We start from the raw sequence: 20952 nt of genomic DNA, 5'->3' as shown, positions 1-20952 counted from the left end.
GTTACGCCGGGCGGAGACGTCCGGTGTTTTTTTTTTATCTTTGATCAAAAGACGCACAAACATGGCAACTATAGTCGAAGTACGCAATGAGCGCTATGGGATTCCAAAGTACGCCGGCATTATCATGACAAAGGCGGATTTTCTAGGCTGGGAGTCTGACGATAATTACGTCTATGAATTCAGCAACGGCGTACTTGAGCCCACCACTGGCATGAGACAAGAGGAAATGGCAATAATTCAGCGTATAACACGACGTTTTGCCCAAACGATAGCTTATCAGAATGATGCAGAACTGATACCGGAAATTGAGGTTTGGGTTTCAGAAAAACAAATGCGCCGACCTGATCTCTCTTTCTACACAAGTGAACAAATTGCCGCATCAAAAAAACGCGATCCTGTAATGCCCAGCTTTGTAGCTGAAATTGTTTCAGAAAATGACGATGCCCGGAAGTACATAAAAAAACTACATGGGTATTTTCAAGCGGGTGTACAGAATGTCTGGCTTGTTTTCCCGGATGATTATACAGTATACGTTTATACCTCACCCAAAACGGTTACCATTTGTACCGACAACGATGTGTTAAGCGCAGCCCCTGCTTTGCCTGAGTTGCAGATGACTGTGACAGAATTGTTTCGACGTTGATCGAATAAATAGGTGCTGAGATAATAAGCGTTTACCTCCTAAACCGTTTGCTGAAGCTTGTACAGTCCCTCCTCACTTCACTTTCACAATCTCCCCGAAGTAGTTCATGAACAGGGTATAATCCATCGTCTTTTTGCTGTCTGGGTTCAGTAGATGCATAGTCAGCGTGATGTAACGCTGGCCGTTGAAGGTGGGTTTGTAGATGACTTTTTGCAGGATGGACTGCTTGATGGCGTCGTCGCTTTTGGTAAAGTAGAGTAGATCGTCTTTAAGTAACGTCCGCTTAAATTGTTGACTTCCTGATTTTTTTGTGGCCAGCACGGTAATGGCATTGTCGAAATAGCATCCCGTGGACGCCTGTGTGGAACTGGTGTCCTGATCGAGTGTCAACGTGACTTTTAGCGATTTGCCCGACTCCTGATACACATCCGCTTTGCCTAATTTATCAGCGTCAATAACCGATTGGCAGTTCTTGGGTTTGGGGGCTGGTGCCGCCGTGGAATCTGTAGTGGTGGTGGTAGATTGGACAGTGGCGTCCTGTTTCTTTTCAGAGTTTCCACCACAAGCCGTTAATAGACCGAGAGCAAAAAGGAGTAGAAAGGTGTTTTTCATGAAATAAAGGGGTGGCTTAACCGCAAAGAGCGCAAAGGTATCGCAAAGATTGCAAAGAAATATTGCTTCGCGTCCTTTGCGAAATCTTTGCGCTCTTTGCGGTTAAATCACCATTTAGATGACCTAAAATGCTCCTTTTTGTGTTTCATTCATGAAGGCAGTCCGGTAGTATGTACGCCCGGTTCATTAACGTCTTGCTCTACCACCAACTCATTTATGCAACTACTTTACAGTTATTTACGGCGTTATTGGGGCCTCTTGGCTCTTGCGCTCTTATTAGCAGCAATCAATCAGATTTTCTCGCTGCTCGATCCGTATATCTTCCGCAAAATCATTGATCAGTACGTCGTTAAACCGGGCGGCACACTCCGGCCGTTAGGGTTCTGGGGTTTCCTGAAAAACGGGGCTGGGCTCCTGATTTTGCAGGCACTGGGCGTGGCAATGGTGAGTCGCATCGCCAAAAACTTCCAGGATTATTACGTAAACGTGATTACCCAACGGCTGGGCGCACAACTCTATACCGATGGCCTCCGTCATTCGCTCGACCTCCCCTACCAGGTATTTGAAGATCAGCGATCGGGCGAGACATTAGGGAAGTTACAGAAAGTTCGAACTGATGTTGAAAAGCTAATTCAATCGTTTGTGAATGTACTATTTACATCGGTTGTGGGCATTGTTTTCGTGATGTGGTATGCTGCTACGGTGTACTGGCCTATTGCACCCGCTTATTTCCTGACTATCCCGCTGCTGGGTTTCGTGAGTTCGCTGCTGAGCAAAAAAATCAAGACCGTTCAGAAAACGATTGTAGCCGAAACTACTGCGCTGGCGGGTTCTACGACCGAAAGCCTGCGCAACATTGAGTTAGTAAAAAGTCTTGGTTTGGCCCAACAGGAAACCGAACGGCTCAATGCCACGACCGGAAAAATCCTGAAGCTTGAACTCAAAAAAGTACGGTACATCCGGTCGCTTTCCTTCATTCAGGGAACGTTTGTGAACTTGCTCCGCAATGCCATCATGTTGCTTATGCTATTTCTGGTGGTGCAGGGTAAGATTACCGTGGGTGAGTTTTTCTCCTTGTTCATCTATTCGTTCGCTATTTTCGGTCCCTTGCAGGAACTGGGTAACATTATCAATGTCTATCGCGAAACGGAAGCCTCGCTGGCTAATTTCCAGCAAATCCTGGATACGCCCCGCGATGTGCAACCCGTCCATCCTCAACCCGTTAAGACCCTCAAAACACTTGCCTTTGAGGACGTTCATTTTAAACACCTCACTGCTGATAAACCCGCTCTGGATGGCATTTCCTTCGACGCGGAGGTTGGAGAGACCGTAGCCTTTGTTGGCCCCAGTGGTTCAGGGAAAACGACACTTGTGAAGCTACTGGTTGGTTTGTACAAACCGCTGAGTGGCCAGATTTTGTACAACGGTATTCCCGGCTCCGAGGTAAACCTGGACGAGTTACGCGAGCAAATCGGCTTTGTGACGCAGGATACCCAGCTTTTTGCCGGAACCATCCGCGAAAACCTTCGCTTCGTAGCACCAAATGCCACCGATGAAGAATGCCTGACAGCTTTACATCAGGCAGCTGCCGACTCGCTGCTTTCCCGAGCTCCGCTAGGGCTCGATACGGTTATTGGCGAAGGTGGGGTAAAAGTGTCCGGGGGCGAAAAACAACGACTGAGTATTGCCCGTGCGCTACTACGGAAACCTGCTTTACTGGTGTTCGACGAAGCAACATCGGCACTTGACTCACTGACCGAAGAAGAAATTGGTCGAACCGTTCGCGACTTATCGGGTTCGCGCCGACACATCACGATCCTGATCGCGCACCGGCTGAGCACCATTCTACACGCCGACCGGATTTTTGTACTGGAACAGGGCCATGTGGTTGAGCAGGGGCGTCATAGCGAGTTATTAGCACAAAAAGGCCTTTATTATGCCATGTGGCGGCAACAAATTGGAGAGCGTAAAGATCTGGTGGCTGTTTAAGAACATTGATTGCCTTCGCAACGTCAAGTTAAATCCCGATGGTCATCTGTATGTTTCGGTTGATGCCAGTAGCGCAATAAACTTGTTTCTCAAACTACACAAACCCGCTGGGCATGAGGTCTGGCGGGTTTTGTGTAATTGGTAGTGTAGACAAAGAAATCAGCTAATAACGCGTTTATCAAACATGACTTTCTACCATCAGCAGGTCCTGAAAATAAGAGATGAACTCTACGCAAACGAGGATTTGTGCAACCAGATAATTCGGGCAAAGCTGTTTATGGACAGCCAATTGGAGCGTAGTTTAAATCTTGATGCTATTGCTCAGGAAGCGTCGTTCTCAAAATTCCATTTCATCCGACTCTTTAAAAACATGTACGGTCAAACCCCATATCAATACCTGACAACCGTCCGGATTGACAAAGCGAAACAGCTTTTACGGGCCGATAAACCCGTTCAGGACGTCTGTTTTGCAGTCGGCTTTGAGAGCACAAGTTCATTTACAGGGCTTTTTAAAAAGATGACGGGTTCAACGCCTACTGCATTTATCGAGAAGGCTGTATCCAATCGTAATCGTATTGATAGAACGAAATAGCAATTTTCGAGAAGTGTCTATTTAATTTCGTTCTGATCTTTGCTGTCTCGGTTGGTAAGGCTACATGAGCGCCAGCCAGCAATGATTTCGCACAAGAAAAATTGAAAAAGGATGAAGATTAAGGTAACGAGCCTATTGGTGGATGATCAAGAAAAGGCCCTTGCGTTTTATACGGAGGTACTGGGTTTTGTGAAAAAAACAGAGGTTCCACTGGGTGAACATAAATGGCTGACCGTTGTATCAGGCGAGGAGAGAGACGGTGTCGAGTTACTCCTTGAACCTATGGCTTTCGAGCCCGCCAGAGTCTACCAAAAAGCCTTGTTCGACGCCGGAATTCCATTGACTGCGTTCAATGTAGACGATGTCCAGCTTGACTATGAACGGTTAATAAAACTTGGCGTGGTATTCAGTATGAAGCCGACAAGGATGAGCCCGGTAACTCTGGCTGTATTTGATGATACCTGCGGAAATAATATTCAGCTTGTGCAGGTATAAATTACTCTTCTAAAATCTCCGCCAGCACCGTTTCAAAACCTACCAGTACCTCTTCACCGGAAAGTTTTTCGGTGAAGAGTTTTGTTTCTGTAGATTGGTTCGGACGGTAGATGTAGGTTAGTTTTTCATCGGGAGAAACAAGCCATGCCAATCGGACTCCATTCAAAATCCATTTTTCCATTTTTGCTTTAACAGCGTGCAGATTGTCAGAGTCACTGGCTAGTTCCAGGACAAAGTCAGGAGCCAGGTATGGAAATGAGTGTTTCTCTTTTTTGCTTAACGCACCCCATCGTTCCCGCCGAATCCAGGCTACGTCAGGGGCTTTCATCGACTTATCTTTTAGGAAGAAGCCACCGCTTGAATCAATTACTTTGCCAGCTTTGGTTTTACGGTTCCAAATACCGAATTCGGTATTTAGTTCACTGTTGTTAGAACTCGTCAGAAGGTGGGTTGGAGACATGTTAATGTACAAAATCCCGTTCTCATCACGCTCAATGTTCAGTTCAGGATTGGCCAGGCAGAACCGGACTAATTCCTCATCGGTGAAGTGATCGATTTGGGGTATGTGTAGGGGCAATTGCATCGAAGTAAGCGTTTACTGCTATTGACAAATTTACTGAATCAGACCAAGCAAACAAAATAGATGATTTTTGCTCTTTTGTTTACTTCGTCGGGGCTCTAAAAAAGAGATTTCACTTCTTTAGGGTTTCCGTATAGGTTTCCCACGAGCAACTCTCCAGAAACATGTGGCCTTCAATTACGTTCGTTGCTGCCCCATCCGAAATCGAAAGCGTGGCTGTCCCCCCAACCGTTCCCCAAACCTGGCTCGGGTTAGGGGAGGGAAAGCAAACCAGGGTTTCGGCCTCAGCAGGGCTCATTATCAGCCGAAATGTGAGGTTGTCATGATGAAAGGAAATCTCTCCACCCGTTAGCAGTTTGGTATGATCGGGGCTGGCATAGGTTCTGTTTGTCAGGGTGTATTCCTTGCTAATCAGGTGGAAGCCGGATCGTATAATCTGATCGCCCTGCTGAAGGTATATATAGCTACCTGGGGTCCCGAAAATATTCCAGCCATCGCCCGCAAAGTGATACCAGGTCCAGCTTCCTCCCTGACGTGCAGGCGTATCGTCCAGCCTGCCTTGTTCATGATATGCCTGCCCTGAAAGTTGGGATTGAAAGTCGCCCCAAGAAAGTGATCCAGAAACGGTACTGTTAGGAATCTGGGAAACATAGCTAAAGCCTGGTGAATTTACAGGTGCTCCGGTTAGTACAGTGTGCAGGAATCCAGGCATTACACCCGTTGGGAAAGCGGCAAATGGAGGTTGCGTGGGTGTAATTGTAAACGTACCGGTTACTTCCGGGAAATTTACCTGAATTAAGAACTGGTTATTATCAGAGTCGCCAATTGCCCGAATCACTAAATGGGATGGAATTTCCAGGTGGTTGGCTGAGGTTTTCAGTTTCGACTGAGGAACCGTGGTTGTAAACCGTTTTACAACACCGGCTTTGGTTTTGAGTGAGATCGTAAACACTGAATTTTTCTCTTGGCCTGATCCCGGTTCCTCCCACCAGTGTTGAGGAATGAACGCCATCACGACAGAGCTGCCATCCTGAAGGAAAAAATCGAAATACCACCACTGAAGCTGGACTTTAGGCCGCTGGAAATTCCGGATCTGAAGTTTATGAAACCGCTCAGGGTTCTGCCATTCCTGGTAACTGAGAAATTTATTGACAAGGCTGTTAGGGATTAACTTAGCGCTGAGTCGTTTCAGGAAAGGCTCTCTGGGCAAGTTGAAGTTCCCATCCTTATTGGGTAGAAAGGGATATACCTTCTTCACCAATGTTCGCGAAAGATCGCCATAGTAGTGCGGGAGTGAGACGTTGATGCCGGGAACACGATCCCATTTCAAGCGAGGGTCAGCAGCCGACACCGCGAGTTTCACTAGAAGCAAATCGTTCTGAGCCTTATAAAGAGCACGAGCTGTCGGAATCACCTGTTCGGGTGTTAAAAGAGGAATAAAGCCGTCGCTGGAAAAGATCGCAGGGTGGTAACTACTCTTTGTCGACTGGGCAAGCCAATCCGCTTTCCTGACAATATAATAAAGTGTTTCTGATGCACTAGCCACGCTGATCGTCACCACCTGCAGGAGCGCAAACAGAAAAATAGGGATAACAGTAGTGCGTTGACTCATAGGCGCATGCCGGATTTCATAGGAATACTCTTTCAAAATAGGATCTACCAGAATCTTAGAACAAGTAAATCAGTAAAACTACGGTCAAAATACACATATAGTTTTCGCTGGCTTTTGAATGAAGGTAAAGTTTCCCGAAACACGTATAAACAACGCCATTCAACAACCCGTCTCAGAGACCAATTAAGTTTTGCAAAAGCGTCCAATATCGATATGGAATGTAAGTAGTATCTTCTTAATAATGCTTTATCATCCTATAATGCCAATTTCTGCCTCATGGTTAAGCCCGCTTATTACATTAGCTTGATTAGTGCTGGCCTGTTGTGTCTGCTCAGCTTTAAAACGAACGTACGAACTAGGCTGAAAGAGGGCCCCTCGCCAGTAAAAACGCCAGCCCAAGAACAGGCCACGTTTCAGCTTGAACCGGGCCTTTCTATTCAACTTGTTGCGTCTGAGCCAATGGTTCAGGACCCGGTTGCCATCACCTTCGATGAACATGGCCGACTCTGGGTGGTTGAAATGCGTGGTTTCATGGCCGATATCAACGGCGACGGTGAAGACAAACCCGTTGGGCGCGTTTCGGTGCTCGAAGATACGAATGGCGATGGCCAGATGGATGTCAGCAAGATTTACCTCGATAGTCTGGTTATGCCCCGAGCTATGGCCTTTGTGCCAGGAGGAGTACTGATTGCTGAAAACGGAGCCTTATGGCTTACGAAAGACCTGAATGGTGATCTGAAAGCGGATACAAAAACCGTTGTTGATCCAACCTATGCGGCTAGTGGGCTACCCGAACATGCACCCAATGGTCTCTGGCGTGGGTTGGATAACTGGTACTACAGCGCGAAATCACGTCTTCGGTATAAGCTGATGGACGGAAAGCCTGGCGCGACCCAGTGGCAAAAGGACAGTACCGAATTTCGTGGACAATGGGGAATCAGCTATGATGACAAAGGCCGGTTGTTTTATAACTATAACTGGTCCCAGCTTCATGCCGATCTGGTGGCACCCAATTACCTGTCCCGAAACAAAAACCACAAACCAACGACTGGTATCGACTACGGACTGACCATTGACCGTCGGGTGTACCCGATCCGACCTAATCCGGCGGTGAACCGGGGGTATATACCTGGAACGCTGGATAAAGAAGGGCACTTGCTGGAATTTACGGCCGCTTGCTCGCCACTTGCCTACCGGGGAACAGCCCTGCCTGCGGCCTATTATGGCAATGCGTTCGTCTGCGAACCCGCCGGTAATCTCATTAAACGCAATGTGGTGGAAGAAAAAGGGCTGCTGATTACAGCGCATGACCCGCACCCTGGCACCGAATTCCTGGCGTCGACGGATGAGCGGTTTCGACCCGTTCATATGGCTTCTGGGCCGGATGGAGCCCTTTATATCGCTGATATGTATCGTGGACTTATCCAGCATAAGGCGTATGTAACACCCTACCTGAAGGAGCAGACACTTGCCCGTGAACTAGATAAACCAGTCAATCGGGGACGTATCTGGCGCATTGTTCCGCAAAACTGGAAAGCCCCAAAGACGAAGAAACTGTCGGATGAATCACCGGATGAACTTGTCGCTGAATTGTCGAACCCCGACGGTTGGCATCGGGATATGGCCCAGCATTTATTAATTGATAAGAATGATAAGAAAGTTGGCCCGGCTTTAACAAATCTGGCGTTGAAAGGTGATCAGCCCCAGGGACGTTTCCATGCTTTATGGACGCTGGATGGACTAAAACTCAGTAAACCCGATGTACTGGCTGGCTTGGTTGCGGATCAGAACGCGCTTGTTAGTTCAACGGCACTTCGGCTACTCGAGCCGTTCGCGAAAACAGATAAAACCGTTCGGGCTAAATTGGGCGAGCAACTACTAAGCAGATGTGAAAACGCGCCCATTGAGCTTATCTTACAGATGACCTTTACGGCTGGTGTGCTCGACCAACCCATTGCCCAGCAACTCATGGCGAACATTGTCGGGCGATATGGCGAATCGGCTCTGATTCGGGATGCAGCCATGAGTAGCCTTCAGGATCAGGAGTTTGCCTTATTACAGCGTCTGGTTAAATCCCCACAATGGCAGACGCATGAACCTGCGAAAGAAATTTTTCTGGAGATGCTGACGACCTCCATTGTTCGAAAGCGAAACCCTGCCGAGTTGACGGCGCTGTTAACGCTTTTAGACAGTCATAAAGAATCGTTTGGCTGGCAGGAGAAAGCCATACTGACCAGCATGTCTATTGCGGGGAGCAGCAAAATGAAGCCGATAAAACTTGCTGCTGCTCCCAACTTGTTAGCCAAATCCAGTGCCAAAATTGATCCATCCCGACTGGCATCCCTGGAAACGATGTTTGAATGGCCAGGGCACGTAGCGGCAAAAAGCAGCTCAGTGAAAAAGAGTCTGCTAAATGACGAGGAGCAAAAACTATTTGCCTCTGGCAGACAGCTTTACCTGAATACCTGTTCGGGTTGTCATGGTACGGATGGAGCTGGACTCTCTCGATTTGGCCCGCCTTTAATTGGATCAGACTGGGTGTTGGGCGACGAAAAAAGACTGGCATTAGTCCTGCTTCACGGGATGGAAGGGCCTGTCGAAATAAACAAGCGAGTCTACGATGCCCCCGAAATACTCCCGGTTATGCCCTCTCACTCCACCATGGACGACGCGTCGATCACGTCTATCCTGATGTATATCCGAAACGAATGGGGAAACAACGCGGGCCCGATTGGCAAACGGACGGTGGGTATGACCCGCGTTTTAGCCCAGGGACGTGTAGTGCCCTGGACGGCTAAAGAGTTGAATAAATATATTCTGGAGACACAAGCCGCCAGTGCGAAATAAAAAAGTCATTGATTGTCAAGAATTGTCATTCGTAGTCATGTATTGCTGAGCGTGGCAGGTGAGTTTATCGAAAAACGCACGACAATGGCTGACGACGAATGACAATTCTTGACAACCAATGACCACGCCTGACCATCAATGACAATACTTGACCTTTACCAAAATGGATAGACGAGATTTTATGCAGAAAGCCTCCGTTGGGGCCATGGCGTTATCCTTTCCTACAGTCCCGGAATTCTTTGCCGATAAGCGGATGGGCATTGTGGTACACTCCTACTGGATGCGGTGGAACTCAAAAGTGGAAAGCCAGAAGTATCCGGCTTTCACCAACGCCCTTGAACTGTTGGACCACTGTAGTCAGCTCGGAGCAGGTGGTGTTCAGGTGATTGTCAATGGCTGGTCAGCCGATTTCGCCAAAAAGGTACGCGAGAAGCGTGAGAAGTTAGGCCTCTATCTGGAAGGGTCGATTGGTTTACCCAAAAAAACCGAGGACGTTCCAAAATTTGAGCAGGACGTGATCAATGCACGAGAAGCTGGAGCGCATGTGCTACGAACCGTTTGTTCGAGTGGCCGACGGTATGAAACCTACCATTCTCCCGCGGCCTTCGACGAGTTGAAAAAAAACGCTCTGGCTTCGTTGCAATTGGCCGAGCCCGTTCTGCGCAAGTACAAAGTCAAATTGGGCGTCGAAAACCATAAAGACTGGCGCGCACCTGACCTGGTAAATCTCCTGAAACAGGTCAATAGCGAATGGATTGGCGTAACTCTCGATTTTGGCAATAGCATGGCGCTACTGGAAGATCCTATGGAGGTTGTGCAGACGTTAGCTCCTTACGTGTTCAGTACGCATGTTAAAGACATGGCGTTGGAGGAATACCCCAATGGATTTCTGCTATCAGAAGTGCCTATGGGAAAGGGTATTCTGGACCTGAAAAAGATGGTTGAAATCTGCCAGAAGAGCAATCCATCTGGTACGTTCAGCCTGGAAATGATCACGCGCGACCCACTGGAAATACCCTGTTTGACCAATGCCTATTGGGAAACGATGGGCTCCGTACCCGGCTCCGATCTTGCCCGAATGCTAAGGATGGTGCGGGAACATAAATATCCCGGCGGACTACCCAGAGTTAATCAGCTAAGCCCAGATGGTAAATTGGCGCTGGAAAACGACAATATAATTGCCTGCATCAAATACAGTAAGGATACATTAGGACTCAACTAAATAGGTTCGCGCAGTGATAGCTAAAGCACAGTTTATTTCTGCGGGAAACACCAATCCAAAACATGAGTAAAGAAATACTTCCAGGAATTAGTCAATTCAATCTGAGTGGAAAATCGGCCATCATTACCGGTGGCTCAAAAGGGTTAGGTTTAGCGATGGCCGCCGGGCTGGCTTCGGCAGGTGCCAATGTGATGCTGGTTAACCGTAATGCGGAGGAAGGGGCAAAAGCCGCGCAGGAACTAAGCGAGGATTTTGGTATTACAGCCATTTCCTTTAGTGCCGACATTGCCAATCAGGAGCAAACGGAAGCAATGGCTCAACAGGCAATGGATACGTTTGGCCAGATCGATATTCTCATCAACAGTGCCGGGATAAACATTCGAGGGCCCATTGATGAGCTAACACCAGACGATTTTACTAAGGTGATGGAGGTGAATGTAACGGGTACCTGGCTGTGTTGCAGGGCTGTAACGCCACTTATGAAAAAAGCCGGACGAGGGAGTATTATCAACCTGGCTAGTACCCTTGGGTTGGTGGGACTATCCAATCGAACACCTTATACCGCCAGCAAAGGGGCTGTTGTTCAGATGACGCGTGCCTTGGCGCTGGAACTGGCTCCGTTTAATATCAACGTCAATGCCATTTGCCCAGGTCCGTTCCTGACCGAGATGAACCTGCCCATTGCCGACACCGAAGAAGGTAAAAAGTTTGTGGTGGGCGCAACGGCTTTAGGCCGCTGGGGCCATTTGCGCGAAATTCAGGGAGCCGCCATATTCCTGGCCAGTGATGCCGGAAGCTACATGGTTGGTTCGATGCTAACCGTTGATGGCGGCTGGACAGCCAGATAATTTACGATTTACGGTATTCGGTTTACGGTGGGCTGGCGCAACAAAAGGCTGACGCACCAGCCCACCGTAAACCGAATACCTAAACCCCCTAAACCAAAAAATGGAACAGTTAAGCGGCAAAGCTAAAGCAACCCGGGTACGATACGGAATGCTGGCACTCGTATTCGTTAACGTAGCGATTAGTTATCTGGACCGCACCAATATTGGGGTTGCTGCGTCGGCCCTGGGTAAGGATCTGAACCTGTCAAAAATAGAGATGGGCTATATTCTATCCGCTTTTGGCTGGGCGTATGCGGCTTTGCAGATTCCCGGCGGATTAATTGCCGATCGGTTTGGGCCTCGTATCTTGTATGCGTTCTGTTTGATTACCTGGTCAATCGTTACTCTGGCGCACGTGCTTGTTCGGGGTATTGCCAGTCTGTTCTTTCTTCGGCTGGCGACCGGCACGCTGGAAGCTCCTTCGTATCCTATCAATAACCGGGTGGTCACTCAATGGTTCCCCAATAATGAGCGAGCGTCGGCCATTGCCATGTATGTGTCCGGGCAGTTTATTGGCCTGGCTTTTCTGAGTCCAATTTTGGCCATGGTTCAGGTGTATGCAGGTTGGAGAGGATTGTTTATCGGCACAGGTCTGCTTGGCCTGGTTTGGGGAATTATCTGGTACCTGTTCTATCGGGACCCGCTCGATAGCGCGAATGTAAATAAGGCTGAACTGGATTATATTGAAGAGGGAGGAGGTTTGTTCAGAGCTAAAGATCAAACCAAGGGCCAGGCTACTATCTGGCAATGGTCCAATATAAAACTGATTTTTTCGAGCCGTACACTATGGGGTGTTTATATCGGGCAGTTTTGTGTCAACGCTACGCTCTGGTTTTTTCTTACCTGGTTTCCAACCTATTTGGTGGAATATCGACATTTAAGCTTTATCAAATCGGGCTATCTGGGGTCAATACCATTTCTGGCGGCCTGTGCAGGTTTATTACTATCCGGCTTCCTATCCGATTGGCTAATCAGTCAGGGGAAATCGGTGAGCCTGGCCCGAAAAGCACCCATTATTATTGGGTTTATTCTATCGTTAAGTATTGTTGGCGCTAACTACACGGACAATAATACATTGGTTATCTTTTTCCTGTCATTCGCCTTTTTCGGGATCGGCATGGCCCTCATTTCCTGGATATTTGTATCGACTCTCTCTCCTAAACATCTGATTGGCTTAACGAGTGGTGTATTCAATTTTATGGGCAACCTGGCATCTATTGTTGTGCCAATTGGGATTGGCTATCTGATACAGGGCGGGAGTTTTAAGCCTGCTCTGGTCTTCATTGGTACAATCGAATTTATTGGTGCCTGCTCGTATATTTTCCTTGTCGGTAAAATTGAGCGAATCGAGTCCCCAATTCAGGCCGATATTAACGAAGGAAAACTAGTATCATAACAAAGGGGTTTAAACACAGAGCCACAGAGAACACAAAGCAATAATCTTTTACTCTGTGCTCTCTGTGGCTCTGTGTTTAAACCCCTACTTCTTGCGCACGAAGAAGGGGCGTATCAGTATAAATGAGATGAGCCAGAAAAATAAAGGCACCAAAACCTGCTCGTAGTCCAGTGAATAATTGACCGACATAAAGTCATTGACCGATTCATCGTAATACGCTTTTAAGGGGTCATTAGGCTTAAGGTGGTCATAATCATCTTCACTAATTGGAATTACCCGCTCCTGTTGCTGGTGCCGGATGGTTGCTTGATAGACATACTCACGCCAGCTGCTAGATTTTGAATTTCGGTACTTTGCGCGCCTATCTGTTTCCAGCACCTTAACCGTAACCTCTTGCCCGCTTGTTTTGATGTGCTGATAATATTGATAATACCTCCAGGTATCGTAGGTAAAGAAAACGGAGGCAACGAATAACTCCGTTACAAGAATGAACCGGGCTATATCCTGTAGAAAGGTCACCGGAATAAGCGTGACGATAACGCCCGTGATCATAAAAAAGGCCGCGGTTGTGAGCACGATGCACAGGAGTAACAGCTTGTTTTCGTTGCTGAAATCACGAACACTAGTCCAGTCAATCAACCGTGATTTTCGTTTCGATTGATCAAACTTAACTTCACTATCTGGTTGGCGAAACCTGTCATAGCCGGGATGATAGAGTAATTGAACCCGATCGCCGGACCCCACAAACTTGCCATCCATAACAAATCGGGTGGTATAGGTTTTACCCTGATAGGAAAACGTAAGGTAGGTGGAGTTGCTTAGTATATCTCGCCAGGAACGTTGCTTCTGATTAGCCTCATCAACCGTTACGGAAATTAATTTACCTTCTCTCACAAATTGACTTTGGAGTCGCGAGTCCTGATAAAGTCCCCAGCAAAACCAGGTGACAACACCCAAAATACCGGCGACAATCAGTGATAGCAGGAAATTATAAATACGGCCAATAGACGTAAAAAATTGTTTAAGCATGGATAAGAGCCAATGTAAGAGTACCGATTAGCTAAAGTTAATTGAATAAGAAAGTCAATTGACGAGCCAGTATGTAAACGGTTGCAAAGACCTACGAAAATCATGCTTGTTTACAGTTTATAGTTTGAAAGTAAAATTAGATGTATATGCGTCTTACGAGGACGAGATACATACGGTTAAAAGCGTCCCTTTGCTCTTGTAAATCAGTAATTTGTCTTTTTATTTGATACTGCTGCCGCCTGATTTAGTTAACGGGAAGCCCACCTGCCGAACTTATCTCCGTTTAAACATAAGCCTGTGGTGAAAACCCGGATTTATGCCCGTTGAGTAGCGTAGTTATACGCTATGACGCCGTTTGTTTAACGTTTTACTTTGTCGTTTACGGAACTCAAGCAACTGATAGTTGTCGGGTTGCCGGTGCCGTTACTTGTATGTTGTTATATCCTCGATAACTAATAAATCAAATGACTACTCATCGCTACCTAACTCTATTTTTTCTGCTGGCCGCGAGTATTACAACTGCACAAGCACAGCCCGCAATTGCTTTAAATACCATCACTACGTCAACTGAGCCAGGGGCGACTAAGAAAGCTCCTCTCAGAACGAAAGCCGCTGTTGAATCACCATTCTACATAAAGATTTATGGATTTTATGGATTACTGACGCCAGGGTCGCAAGTGAATTCCAGTACCTCATCAAGTTCGACGGGGGCCGTTACCTCGTTTAAAACGAGCGCTAAAGGATTAGGGGCGGGTCCTCGGGCAGGCATCGGTATTGGCACAATCGTCAGCGATTTTATAAACATTGGCATAGATGCCGATATGCTGTTTGGGCCTACGCTTACTACCGATAATATCTACCAGGGAAGCAATTATCTATACACGAGCACAACCACAACAACGTTCAGAGTACTATCGATAACGCCCAATATTACCTTCAAAGCCTTATCACGGCCCTCGTATTATATCTACAATAGGCTGGGCATTGTTGGTGGTATCGTGCTTGATTATAAAACGGTGCAAACTAGCCTGAACAAGCCTAATGTGGGCGTAAGCACTGCTAATGTATACACCAGTGATTTTACCAAAAACTCGCTGTCCATTGGCTATCAGGCTGCTTTAGGCATTCAGTTCCGGCTAAGTCAAAGCCTGCGTGGGTTTGCGGAGGTAGTTGCCTATAACCAATCGTTCCAGCCGAAAGAGGTAACAAATACGAACGTTAGTACCAGTAGTGGGAAAGTGACCACAACGACTACCGTTACCCAGTATAAGAGTGAAGGCGACTACACAAATAATTCCCCCTATCAGTCAGCTATTTACAATGTTGCTATGAACAGTGTGGGGGTAGGGGTGGGCTTATTATTCCGGTTTTAACAAAGTATGGTATGCCACAGCCCTATTACGCTTTGCCGCTGCGCCTGGATGAAGTAGTCGCGCACAAGCCGCACCCAACGTGCTCATTACCACAATCCATTGCCCAAAATCTCTACCTGATGCTGACCTCGCACTTTAACGAATCGAGGTTCGATGAATCGTTTGGCTGTAGTTTGTGGGATGAAGATTTCTCCAATCTATCGAACAGCCGATGGAAGGAAGATATACGCCAGTCGATAGAGGCCTCCGTGCTTGAGCATGAAAAACGACTTAGGCAAGTGCGGGTGCGTGTTGATCTGACGGATCAGGAAATTCAACTCGATCGAACCAACCGACGGGTAAAACGGCGACTTAGTGTCTGGATCGACGGATTGTTGGTACGTACAAATGAACAGTTTTCGTTTCAACGTAGCTTGTTTCTGGCTCCACTTTCTACTGAATAATTAAGTATAGTTTTTGGTTCACGAATGGGTCAGCCCACCGTAAACCAAAAACTGTAAACCTCAAACCCATATGACGGATCTTGTTTCTGAAGGCTTTGCCCGTGAGCGCGTGAAGGCCAGGATGCTACGCCGGGCGGCTGAATTGTGGGGCTACGCAGAGACCGACCTGGATAGTTTCGACCCGTTGGTGGCGCTGTTGATCGAGGCCTGTTCGGTTGAGTTTGAGCGGGTATCGGTGGCCATTGGCAATACCCAAACCCGGCTGCTGGACCGTCTGGCGCAGCTTCTCCACCCGGAGCCAGATGTAGCCAGGCCAGCCTTTGGTATCGCGCAGGTTCGATCGGTTGAACCCAGGGCCACTGTAGCAACAACAACGCAATTATGTTTCAAACGGGCAGGAGTATCGCGCACGGATTCAACCAATGCGCTGGAAGCTTTTTTCTCTCCTGTCGAAGCCTATCCAATTGTCGATGGGGCTATCCGATACGTGGCTACCACCGAAACAGTATACCGGGTAGACGAACCTACGCAGAAAACCCCCGTCGCTCAACGCCAGGGCGCACCCGCAATTTTGCCGTACCAATCCCTTTGGCTGGGACTAGAGCTGGCCGAGGGAATCACCTCGCTGGAAGGGGTATCGTTCTTTATTGATTGGGCGTCGGAAACGGATCGGGTTACGTATCAGCCTGCCCTTAGAGGTGGTTCGTGGTGGTTGTCCGGTCAGGAACTTCGGGTCCGTGAAGGATTTCCCAGCCGAACGGTGCCAAAAACGTCGGATTTTCTTTTTGAAAATGAGTTCAATAGCATGTTCAAGGTTGAGAAACAGGCAGTATCGACATTTGAGCGTCATTTTGTAACAGTTGAAACGGCTCCTGCATTTAAATCAGCTGGTATGCAACAGCAGGCGTATCCGACACCAATCGGGCAATGGTTTCCTGAACGGGAGTTACGGGCTCTTCGTGAGCCGCTTTGGTGGATCGAGCTACGATTGCCCCATACAGTAAGTGTGCAGGCCCTGGCTGGAATGATTGTAGGGCTGAACTGTTTCCCGGTCGTTAATCGACGGCTTCACCGGATTACCTATCGGCTTCAGCAAAATCTCAATATCATTCCGCTGGAAACTGACCGATGCTTTTTGGCGATGCGGGACGTCCGCACCAATCAGAATCGCCAGTTAACATCCATTCCACTCGGAAACCTGTCGGACTTAGCGGCTGATACTTATACTGTGCAGTATGGAGTCAGCCGATTTGACGACCGGGATGCCCGCCAGTCGCTGACCAATTTGCAGGATTTATTGCGGGATGAAAGTGCCTCCTTTGCCGCCCTGGGAGAAGATTTTCTAACATCGGTCATTCGGGAATTAAATCAGGCACTGGCCCGACTGGAAGCAAAAGTAGATCAGAAAACGCGTAAACGAGATTCCATCCCTTACCTGATTATCAAACCGAAACAGCCCGGTGATACCGTATTTATTGAGTACTGGACGTGCGATGGGGAAGCGGCTAATCGGGTGCCGGTTGGGAGCCGACTAAGTCCTTATGCGGATAGTTCGGTTCGTAAGGATTCCGGTTTTCTTATGACAACTACCATTGGTGGGCGCGAACGGCTAAAGGAGTCTGAAAAAATTACGCAGTACAAACGGGCCCTGTTGACCCGGAATCGTATTGTTACGCTGGAGGATGTACGGGTTGTGTGTCAGGCCGAGCTAGGGCATCACCTTCAGTCGGTGCGGGTGGAGCGGGCTTTTCGGATAGACCCACAGCCCACAAACGGGTTTCAGCGGTGTATCAAAGTGAGTCTGGAACCGTCGGCAAGAAGTACGTACTCACCAGCAGACTGGGAACAGCAGATTAAACTAATACAGAATAGACTGGAGTCACAATCGGTTTCGGCCTTACCGTATCAGGTGGTAATTGGATAGCTTACAAAAACAGTAACCCATAAAAATAAGCCATAACATGGAGCCCTCAGCCGACTACGCCGAACGTCTGAATCACCTGCCGGTTGACCTGCGGGCAGAAGTTGTATTGGCAGAGATGCTCGACGACGGTGTTTCGCTCGACGACGTGATCATTAATCCGGTTGGTGCCTTTAAACGGGCATTTGGTCGGGACATTAGCCGGACTGAGTGGATTGAAGCCCAGCATCAGTCGAAACGGTGGTTACAGATTGACCTGAACCGGACTGGTCTTTATGACCTGTTGCCGGAGGGAGTTTTTCATCAACCAACAGCAAACGACGCATCATCGACGAAAGAAAGCGTACTGCGCGAAATGGCCATACAGCGTCAGCGTGAGCAGGCGGCCCGGCGGTTTTTTCTGCCCATCGAACAGGAGTTTTTTCGGCAACGTGTTCGGATAGAGCAGGGACAGCAAGCGTTCTTATCCGATGCTGATGCGTCTTTGATCGATAACCCGCTGGGTTGGTTCTGGAATTTACCTGATTTCCTGACACCCACCCAGACAAAACGGCTGCTGTACCTATTGCCCATAGTATCCCAACTGGCAGGAGACCTGACCGCCATGAAGGCTTGTTTCGAGCAACTGGTCGAGGAGCGGGTAAGCCTGCAGGTCGATTCGCCAGGTATGGTTTTTTTACAGACCGATACACCAGCATTGGGTCAGTGGGAGCTGGGTACCGATTCGGTGTTTAATGGCTGGCTACATAGCGAAGAACCTATAGTACGCATAACGATACACATCGACCATTCTGACCAGGTGACCAGTTACTTGCCTGGTCAGAATGGTCGACGGCTACTTGAGTGGCTGGCAGGTTATCTTGTGCCGTTAGATACTGACTGGCGCATTGAACTGGATACATCGCAACTAAAGGATTCGTTTTTATTTGCCAGCGATGAGTCGATTGGACGATTGGATTTTACAACGTATGTATAGAATGAATAATGTAGAATGAATAATAAAGAATGAATAGCTTCAGTATGAAACATTATTCATTCTACATTCTACATTATTCATTCAATTAACCCTCTCTAGTATGACTGTACCTGAACTTACTTACCCACCTGTCAACTGGGTCGATGGCATGAAGATCGCCCGCCGGCATTTTACCGAATGGGAAAATTTTATGCATGACCAGTTGCGCGACAGCAACGCCCTGGGTTTATCCCGATTTAGATATGGGATCCTGCCTGCCGAGAATGCGCTTGATATGCAGATTCAGTGCGATTTTAACCAGCAGATTCGGGTGCAATTGCGGAGTTGTCGGGCTATAAGCCCACACGGTGGCCGCATTGATTACTATAGCCCCGCCGATTCACTCACCTGTACAACCTCCTTTGCATCGTTGGCTGAAACATACGGCCTGCAAACGGGAAAACCGCAAACCTTCGACGTGGTTCTGACGGTCAATCCGTTCAATCGCATCCCAACCGGCGAACCTATTCTGACGGAAACGCCCCCACGTCATCCCCACACCCGACCTGATTATCGGCTGGATGTGGTACCATCGACGCAGGTACGTCCTGACGAACTCAACTACCAACTGATTGTTGGGCGGGTTCGGTACGGCAATGGCGAAGTGCAGCAGGATATCGATTACCTACCTGCCTGCACATCGGTGTATAGCCTGCCCCGACTTCAGCAATGGCATCAGCAGTTTGGGAAACACCTTGAATCGCTGGAAACCAACGCCTATAAAATTTTGCAGCGTACCAAGGAGCGGGATCCCAAAAATGCACTACAAACCAGCACCTTACTAATGGCCGAACGGGTAGCCTTCATTCTGGGCGACATCAGTACCCGCTATAGCTGGATTATACCCTACGAGCCGCCGGTTCAAATGGCCGAAACCTTACTGCGACCCATTCAGGCGGTACGAGTGGTCATGACCATGCTGAGCGGCCGTGAACGGGAAGAGTTCATTGGCTACATCAGTGAGTGGGCCGATCTGACACCGGGGGCGCTGGAAGCACAACTAAATGCCACCCTTCAACTGCCCTATGAGCATACCGAATTAACAACCTTGCTCACGGCAGTAGACACATTTTACCGTACACTAACGAACGTTTTTTACAAACTGGCTCAGTTGGATTTCATTGGCAAGCGCAAGGGGCAAAACGTATTTATCATCGAGCATGAGGTAAAGGAAACCCCGCCCGAAAAACCCCGTTCGCGCTGGAGTCCACTAGGATAGGGCCATTGAATAAGAGTTAGGCACCGCTTACTAAGAGGTCGTCCGTACCTGTCGGAAAATAAGGTAGCATTGATCGATACTTACTAATCTCCTCCACTAACCTATGGAACCGCTTAACAAACCCGAACGGCAGCAGGCTTTCAGTCGATTTTTGGGCGTTTATTGTCTTTCGCTGAGTGTGCCTTTGTTGGCAGTCTACCTGCTGTTCAGCGCACCAAACTACGTATTAAAGCAGGAAAATGCCCGGCTTAACGAAACCCTGAACGAACAAACCCAAAAGCTGATGAAACGGATGGATGGGGTAAGCGCGGATCTTAAAACCATTCAAACCACCGATCAGGCTTACCTTAAAGCAACGGATATAGAAAAGGGAAGCATAAAAAACCAACTCTCAGGTCTGGAAAGTGGTCTTCAGCAGCAAGTGAATGGGCTTAAAGCCGACACGGCACAATTGCAGCCTCTTAACAAACAACTGTCATATGGCATCATTGGCGCATACGATGCCGTATTGACCTATCGTAATAGCATCACCTATCTGCGCGACCTGCTCGAGAAAAAGGGCATCGACGCAAGCCAGGTCGATAAACTAACGGCAGCGCTCACCCAGGCTCGCCAGGAAAATGAAATGCTGAAAATTCTGGCAGCTAAAACAGCCGCACCAGCCGCAGCTGCGCCTGCTCCGTCGGGTGGAGGAGGGCCCAACTACCTGGCACAGTTTCAGGAATGCACGGGTAAAATGGTAGCCGCCCAAAATCGGATTAATGAACTGACGGCGCAACTAAAAGCAGCTGGGGCTACGATTCCGGCACCCGCTCCGGTATCGGCTGGTGTTTCCCGGGCAGATGTTGAAATGGACATTGTAGACCGTTGCGAGAAAAAAGCTGATGCCACCAACCGCCCACCCCTCTGGCGACGACCGCTTTATGAGTTTGCGATGGAAACACTCGAGAAAAATACCCGTCCCGACGCCAAGCAACGTATTACGGCAATCAATGATAAACTGCGCCGGTTAGGCTCTGACTAAAATAGTGTCATTGATTGTCATTGTTGGGCATTGGTTGTCATTCCTTGTAAAAA

The 20952-nt window shown here is 48.2% G+C and carries 18 protein-coding genes; 14 read left to right on the top strand and 4 right to left on the bottom strand.

All coding sequences use genetic code 11. The features are described 5' to 3' along the window. Nucleotides 1-61 precede the first annotated feature (61 nt). Entirely contained in the window at nt 62-643 is a 582-nt protein-coding gene (locus EXU85_RS19685; RefSeq protein WP_142773727.1) for a Uma2 family endonuclease, read from the top strand. Between the two features lie 72 nt (nt 644-715). Here the strand turns inward: EXU85_RS19685 and EXU85_RS19680 are convergent, their stop codons facing one another. After that, nucleotides 716-1255: a hypothetical protein gene (locus tag EXU85_RS19680; RefSeq protein ID WP_142773726.1), complete on the bottom strand. Its 540-nt coding sequence runs from the start codon at nt 1253-1255 to the stop codon at nt 716-718. 216 nt (nt 1256-1471) lie between these two features. Here EXU85_RS19680 and EXU85_RS19675 point away from each other — a divergent pair, with 216 nt between their 5' ends. From EXU85_RS19675 to EXU85_RS19665, 3 genes are all read left to right on the top strand, one after another. Then, entirely contained in the window at nt 1472-3244 is a 1773-nt protein-coding gene (locus EXU85_RS19675) for an ABC transporter ATP-binding protein (RefSeq protein ID WP_142773725.1), read from the top strand. A gap of 184 nt (nt 3245-3428) precedes the next feature. Further along, nucleotides 3429-3836, top strand: a complete 408-nt coding sequence (locus tag EXU85_RS19670; protein WP_142773724.1) for an AraC family transcriptional regulator — start codon at nt 3429-3431, stop codon at nt 3834-3836. Nucleotides 3837-3947: 111 nt separating this feature from the next. Beyond that, entirely contained in the window at nt 3948-4331 is a 384-nt protein-coding gene (locus EXU85_RS19665; RefSeq protein ID WP_142773723.1) for a VOC family protein, read from the top strand. Between the two features lies 1 nt (nt 4332). Here EXU85_RS19665 and EXU85_RS19660 read toward each other — a convergent pair whose 3' ends face one another. Then, nucleotides 4333-4914, bottom strand: coding sequence for a Uma2 family endonuclease (locus EXU85_RS19660; protein ID WP_142773722.1), 582 nt, complete (start codon nt 4912-4914; stop codon nt 4333-4335). 109 nt (nt 4915-5023) lie between these two features. Then, nucleotides 5024-6523 (bottom strand): DUF952 domain-containing protein, encoded by a 1500-nt coding sequence (locus EXU85_RS19655; protein ID WP_142773721.1) that lies wholly within the window; start codon nt 6521-6523, stop codon nt 5024-5026. Between the two features lie 276 nt (nt 6524-6799). On the opposite strand from EXU85_RS19655, the gene EXU85_RS19650 reads away from it, so the two are divergent. The 4 genes from EXU85_RS19650 (at nt 6800) to EXU85_RS19635 (ending at nt 12875) form a co-directional block, all read left to right on the top strand. Next, entirely contained in the window at nt 6800-9370 is a 2571-nt protein-coding gene (locus EXU85_RS19650) for a c-type cytochrome (protein WP_142773720.1), read from the top strand. Nucleotides 9371-9533: 163 nt separating this feature from the next. After that, nucleotides 9534-10592, top strand: coding sequence for a sugar phosphate isomerase/epimerase (locus EXU85_RS19645; protein ID WP_142773719.1), 1059 nt, complete (start codon nt 9534-9536; stop codon nt 10590-10592). Nucleotides 10593-10654: 62 nt separating this feature from the next. After that, nucleotides 10655-11440 carry an SDR family NAD(P)-dependent oxidoreductase gene (locus EXU85_RS19640; protein WP_142773718.1) on the top strand — a complete coding sequence of 262 codons (786 nt, stop codon included), beginning with the start codon at nt 10655-10657 and terminating at the stop codon, nt 11438-11440. A 100-nt stretch (nt 11441-11540) separates the two neighbouring features. Beyond that, the gene (locus EXU85_RS19635; RefSeq protein WP_142773717.1) at nt 11541-12875 is read left to right on the top strand and encodes an MFS transporter; all 1335 of its coding nucleotides are present in this window, start codon (nt 11541-11543) and stop codon (nt 12873-12875) included. A gap of 84 nt (nt 12876-12959) precedes the next feature. Here EXU85_RS19635 and EXU85_RS19630 read toward each other — a convergent pair whose 3' ends face one another. Further along, nucleotides 12960-13904, bottom strand: a complete 945-nt coding sequence (locus tag EXU85_RS19630; RefSeq protein ID WP_142773716.1) for a hypothetical protein — start codon at nt 13902-13904, stop codon at nt 12960-12962. Nucleotides 13905-14368: 464 nt separating this feature from the next. Between EXU85_RS19630 and EXU85_RS19625 the strand changes: the two genes are divergently transcribed. The 6 genes from EXU85_RS19625 to EXU85_RS19600 all read left to right on the top strand — a co-directional run bounded on the left by EXU85_RS19625 (nt 14369) and on the right by EXU85_RS19600 (nt 20899). Then, the gene (locus tag EXU85_RS19625; protein WP_142773715.1) at nt 14369-15277 is read left to right on the top strand and encodes a hypothetical protein; all 909 of its coding nucleotides are present in this window, start codon (nt 14369-14371) and stop codon (nt 15275-15277) included. A gap of 11 nt (nt 15278-15288) precedes the next feature. Continuing rightward, nucleotides 15289-15720 (top strand): GPW/gp25 family protein, encoded by a 432-nt coding sequence (locus EXU85_RS19620; RefSeq protein WP_142773714.1) that lies wholly within the window; start codon nt 15289-15291, stop codon nt 15718-15720. 70 nt (nt 15721-15790) lie between these two features. Continuing rightward, complete coding sequence (locus EXU85_RS19615) at nt 15791-17644, top strand: type VI secretion system baseplate subunit TssF (RefSeq protein ID WP_142773713.1); 1854 nt, start codon at nt 15791-15793, stop codon at nt 17642-17644. Between the two features lie 37 nt (nt 17645-17681). Beyond that, a complete protein-coding gene (locus EXU85_RS19610; RefSeq protein WP_142773712.1) occupies nt 17682-18617 on the top strand; it encodes a hypothetical protein in 936 nt (311 codons plus the stop codon). A 100-nt stretch (nt 18618-18717) separates the two neighbouring features. Further along, complete coding sequence (locus tag EXU85_RS19605) at nt 18718-19875, top strand: hypothetical protein (RefSeq protein WP_142773711.1); 1158 nt, start codon at nt 18718-18720, stop codon at nt 19873-19875. A gap of 103 nt (nt 19876-19978) precedes the next feature. Further along, a complete protein-coding gene (locus EXU85_RS19600; RefSeq protein ID WP_142773710.1) occupies nt 19979-20899 on the top strand; it encodes a hypothetical protein in 921 nt (306 codons plus the stop codon). The last annotated feature ends 53 nt before the right edge of the window (nt 20900-20952 follow it).

Origin of the sequence: Spirosoma sp. KCTC 42546, assembly GCF_006965485.1 — a bacterium.
Lineage (GTDB): Bacteria > Bacteroidota > Bacteroidia > Cytophagales > Spirosomataceae > Spirosoma.
Note: the sequence above shows the minus strand (reverse complement) of the source record. Positions and strands in the feature narration are given on the sequence as shown.

Bases quoted from the DNA above. Each gene is read 5' to 3' on its own strand.
- EXU85_RS19635 (WP_142773717.1), top strand. From the start codon at position 11,541: ATGGAACAGTTAAGCGGCAAAGCTAAAGCAACCCGGGTACGATACGGA.
- EXU85_RS19680 (WP_142773726.1), bottom strand. From the start codon at position 1,255: ATGAAAAACACCTTTCTACTCCTTTTTGCTCTCGGTCTATTAACGGCT.
- EXU85_RS19630 (WP_142773716.1), bottom strand. From the start codon at position 13,904: ATGCTTAAACAATTTTTTACGTCTATTGGCCGTATTTATAATTTCCTG.
- EXU85_RS19645 (WP_142773719.1), top strand. From the start codon at position 9,534: ATGGATAGACGAGATTTTATGCAGAAAGCCTCCGTTGGGGCCATGGCG.
- EXU85_RS19660 (WP_142773722.1), bottom strand. From the start codon at position 4,914: ATGCAATTGCCCCTACACATACCCCAAATCGATCACTTCACCGATGAG.
- EXU85_RS19650 (WP_142773720.1), top strand. From the start codon at position 6,800: ATGGTTAAGCCCGCTTATTACATTAGCTTGATTAGTGCTGGCCTGTTG.
- EXU85_RS19685 (WP_142773727.1), top strand. From the start codon at position 62: ATGGCAACTATAGTCGAAGTACGCAATGAGCGCTATGGGATTCCAAAG.
- EXU85_RS19640 (WP_142773718.1), top strand. From the start codon at position 10,655: ATGAGTAAAGAAATACTTCCAGGAATTAGTCAATTCAATCTGAGTGGA.
- EXU85_RS19600 (WP_142773710.1), top strand. From the start codon at position 19,979: ATGGAACCGCTTAACAAACCCGAACGGCAGCAGGCTTTCAGTCGATTT.
- EXU85_RS19620 (WP_142773714.1), top strand. From the start codon at position 15,289: ATGCCACAGCCCTATTACGCTTTGCCGCTGCGCCTGGATGAAGTAGTC.
- EXU85_RS19605 (WP_142773711.1), top strand. From the start codon at position 18,718: ATGACTGTACCTGAACTTACTTACCCACCTGTCAACTGGGTCGATGGC.
- EXU85_RS19625 (WP_142773715.1), top strand. From the start codon at position 14,369: ATGACTACTCATCGCTACCTAACTCTATTTTTTCTGCTGGCCGCGAGT.
- EXU85_RS19615 (WP_142773713.1), top strand. From the start codon at position 15,791: ATGACGGATCTTGTTTCTGAAGGCTTTGCCCGTGAGCGCGTGAAGGCC.
- EXU85_RS19665 (WP_142773723.1), top strand. From the start codon at position 3,948: ATGAAGATTAAGGTAACGAGCCTATTGGTGGATGATCAAGAAAAGGCC.
- EXU85_RS19675 (WP_142773725.1), top strand. From the start codon at position 1,472: ATGCAACTACTTTACAGTTATTTACGGCGTTATTGGGGCCTCTTGGCT.
- EXU85_RS19610 (WP_142773712.1), top strand. From the start codon at position 17,682: ATGGAGCCCTCAGCCGACTACGCCGAACGTCTGAATCACCTGCCGGTT.
- EXU85_RS19655 (WP_142773721.1), bottom strand. From the start codon at position 6,523: ATGAGTCAACGCACTACTGTTATCCCTATTTTTCTGTTTGCGCTCCTG.
- EXU85_RS19670 (WP_142773724.1), top strand. From the start codon at position 3,429: ATGACTTTCTACCATCAGCAGGTCCTGAAAATAAGAGATGAACTCTAC.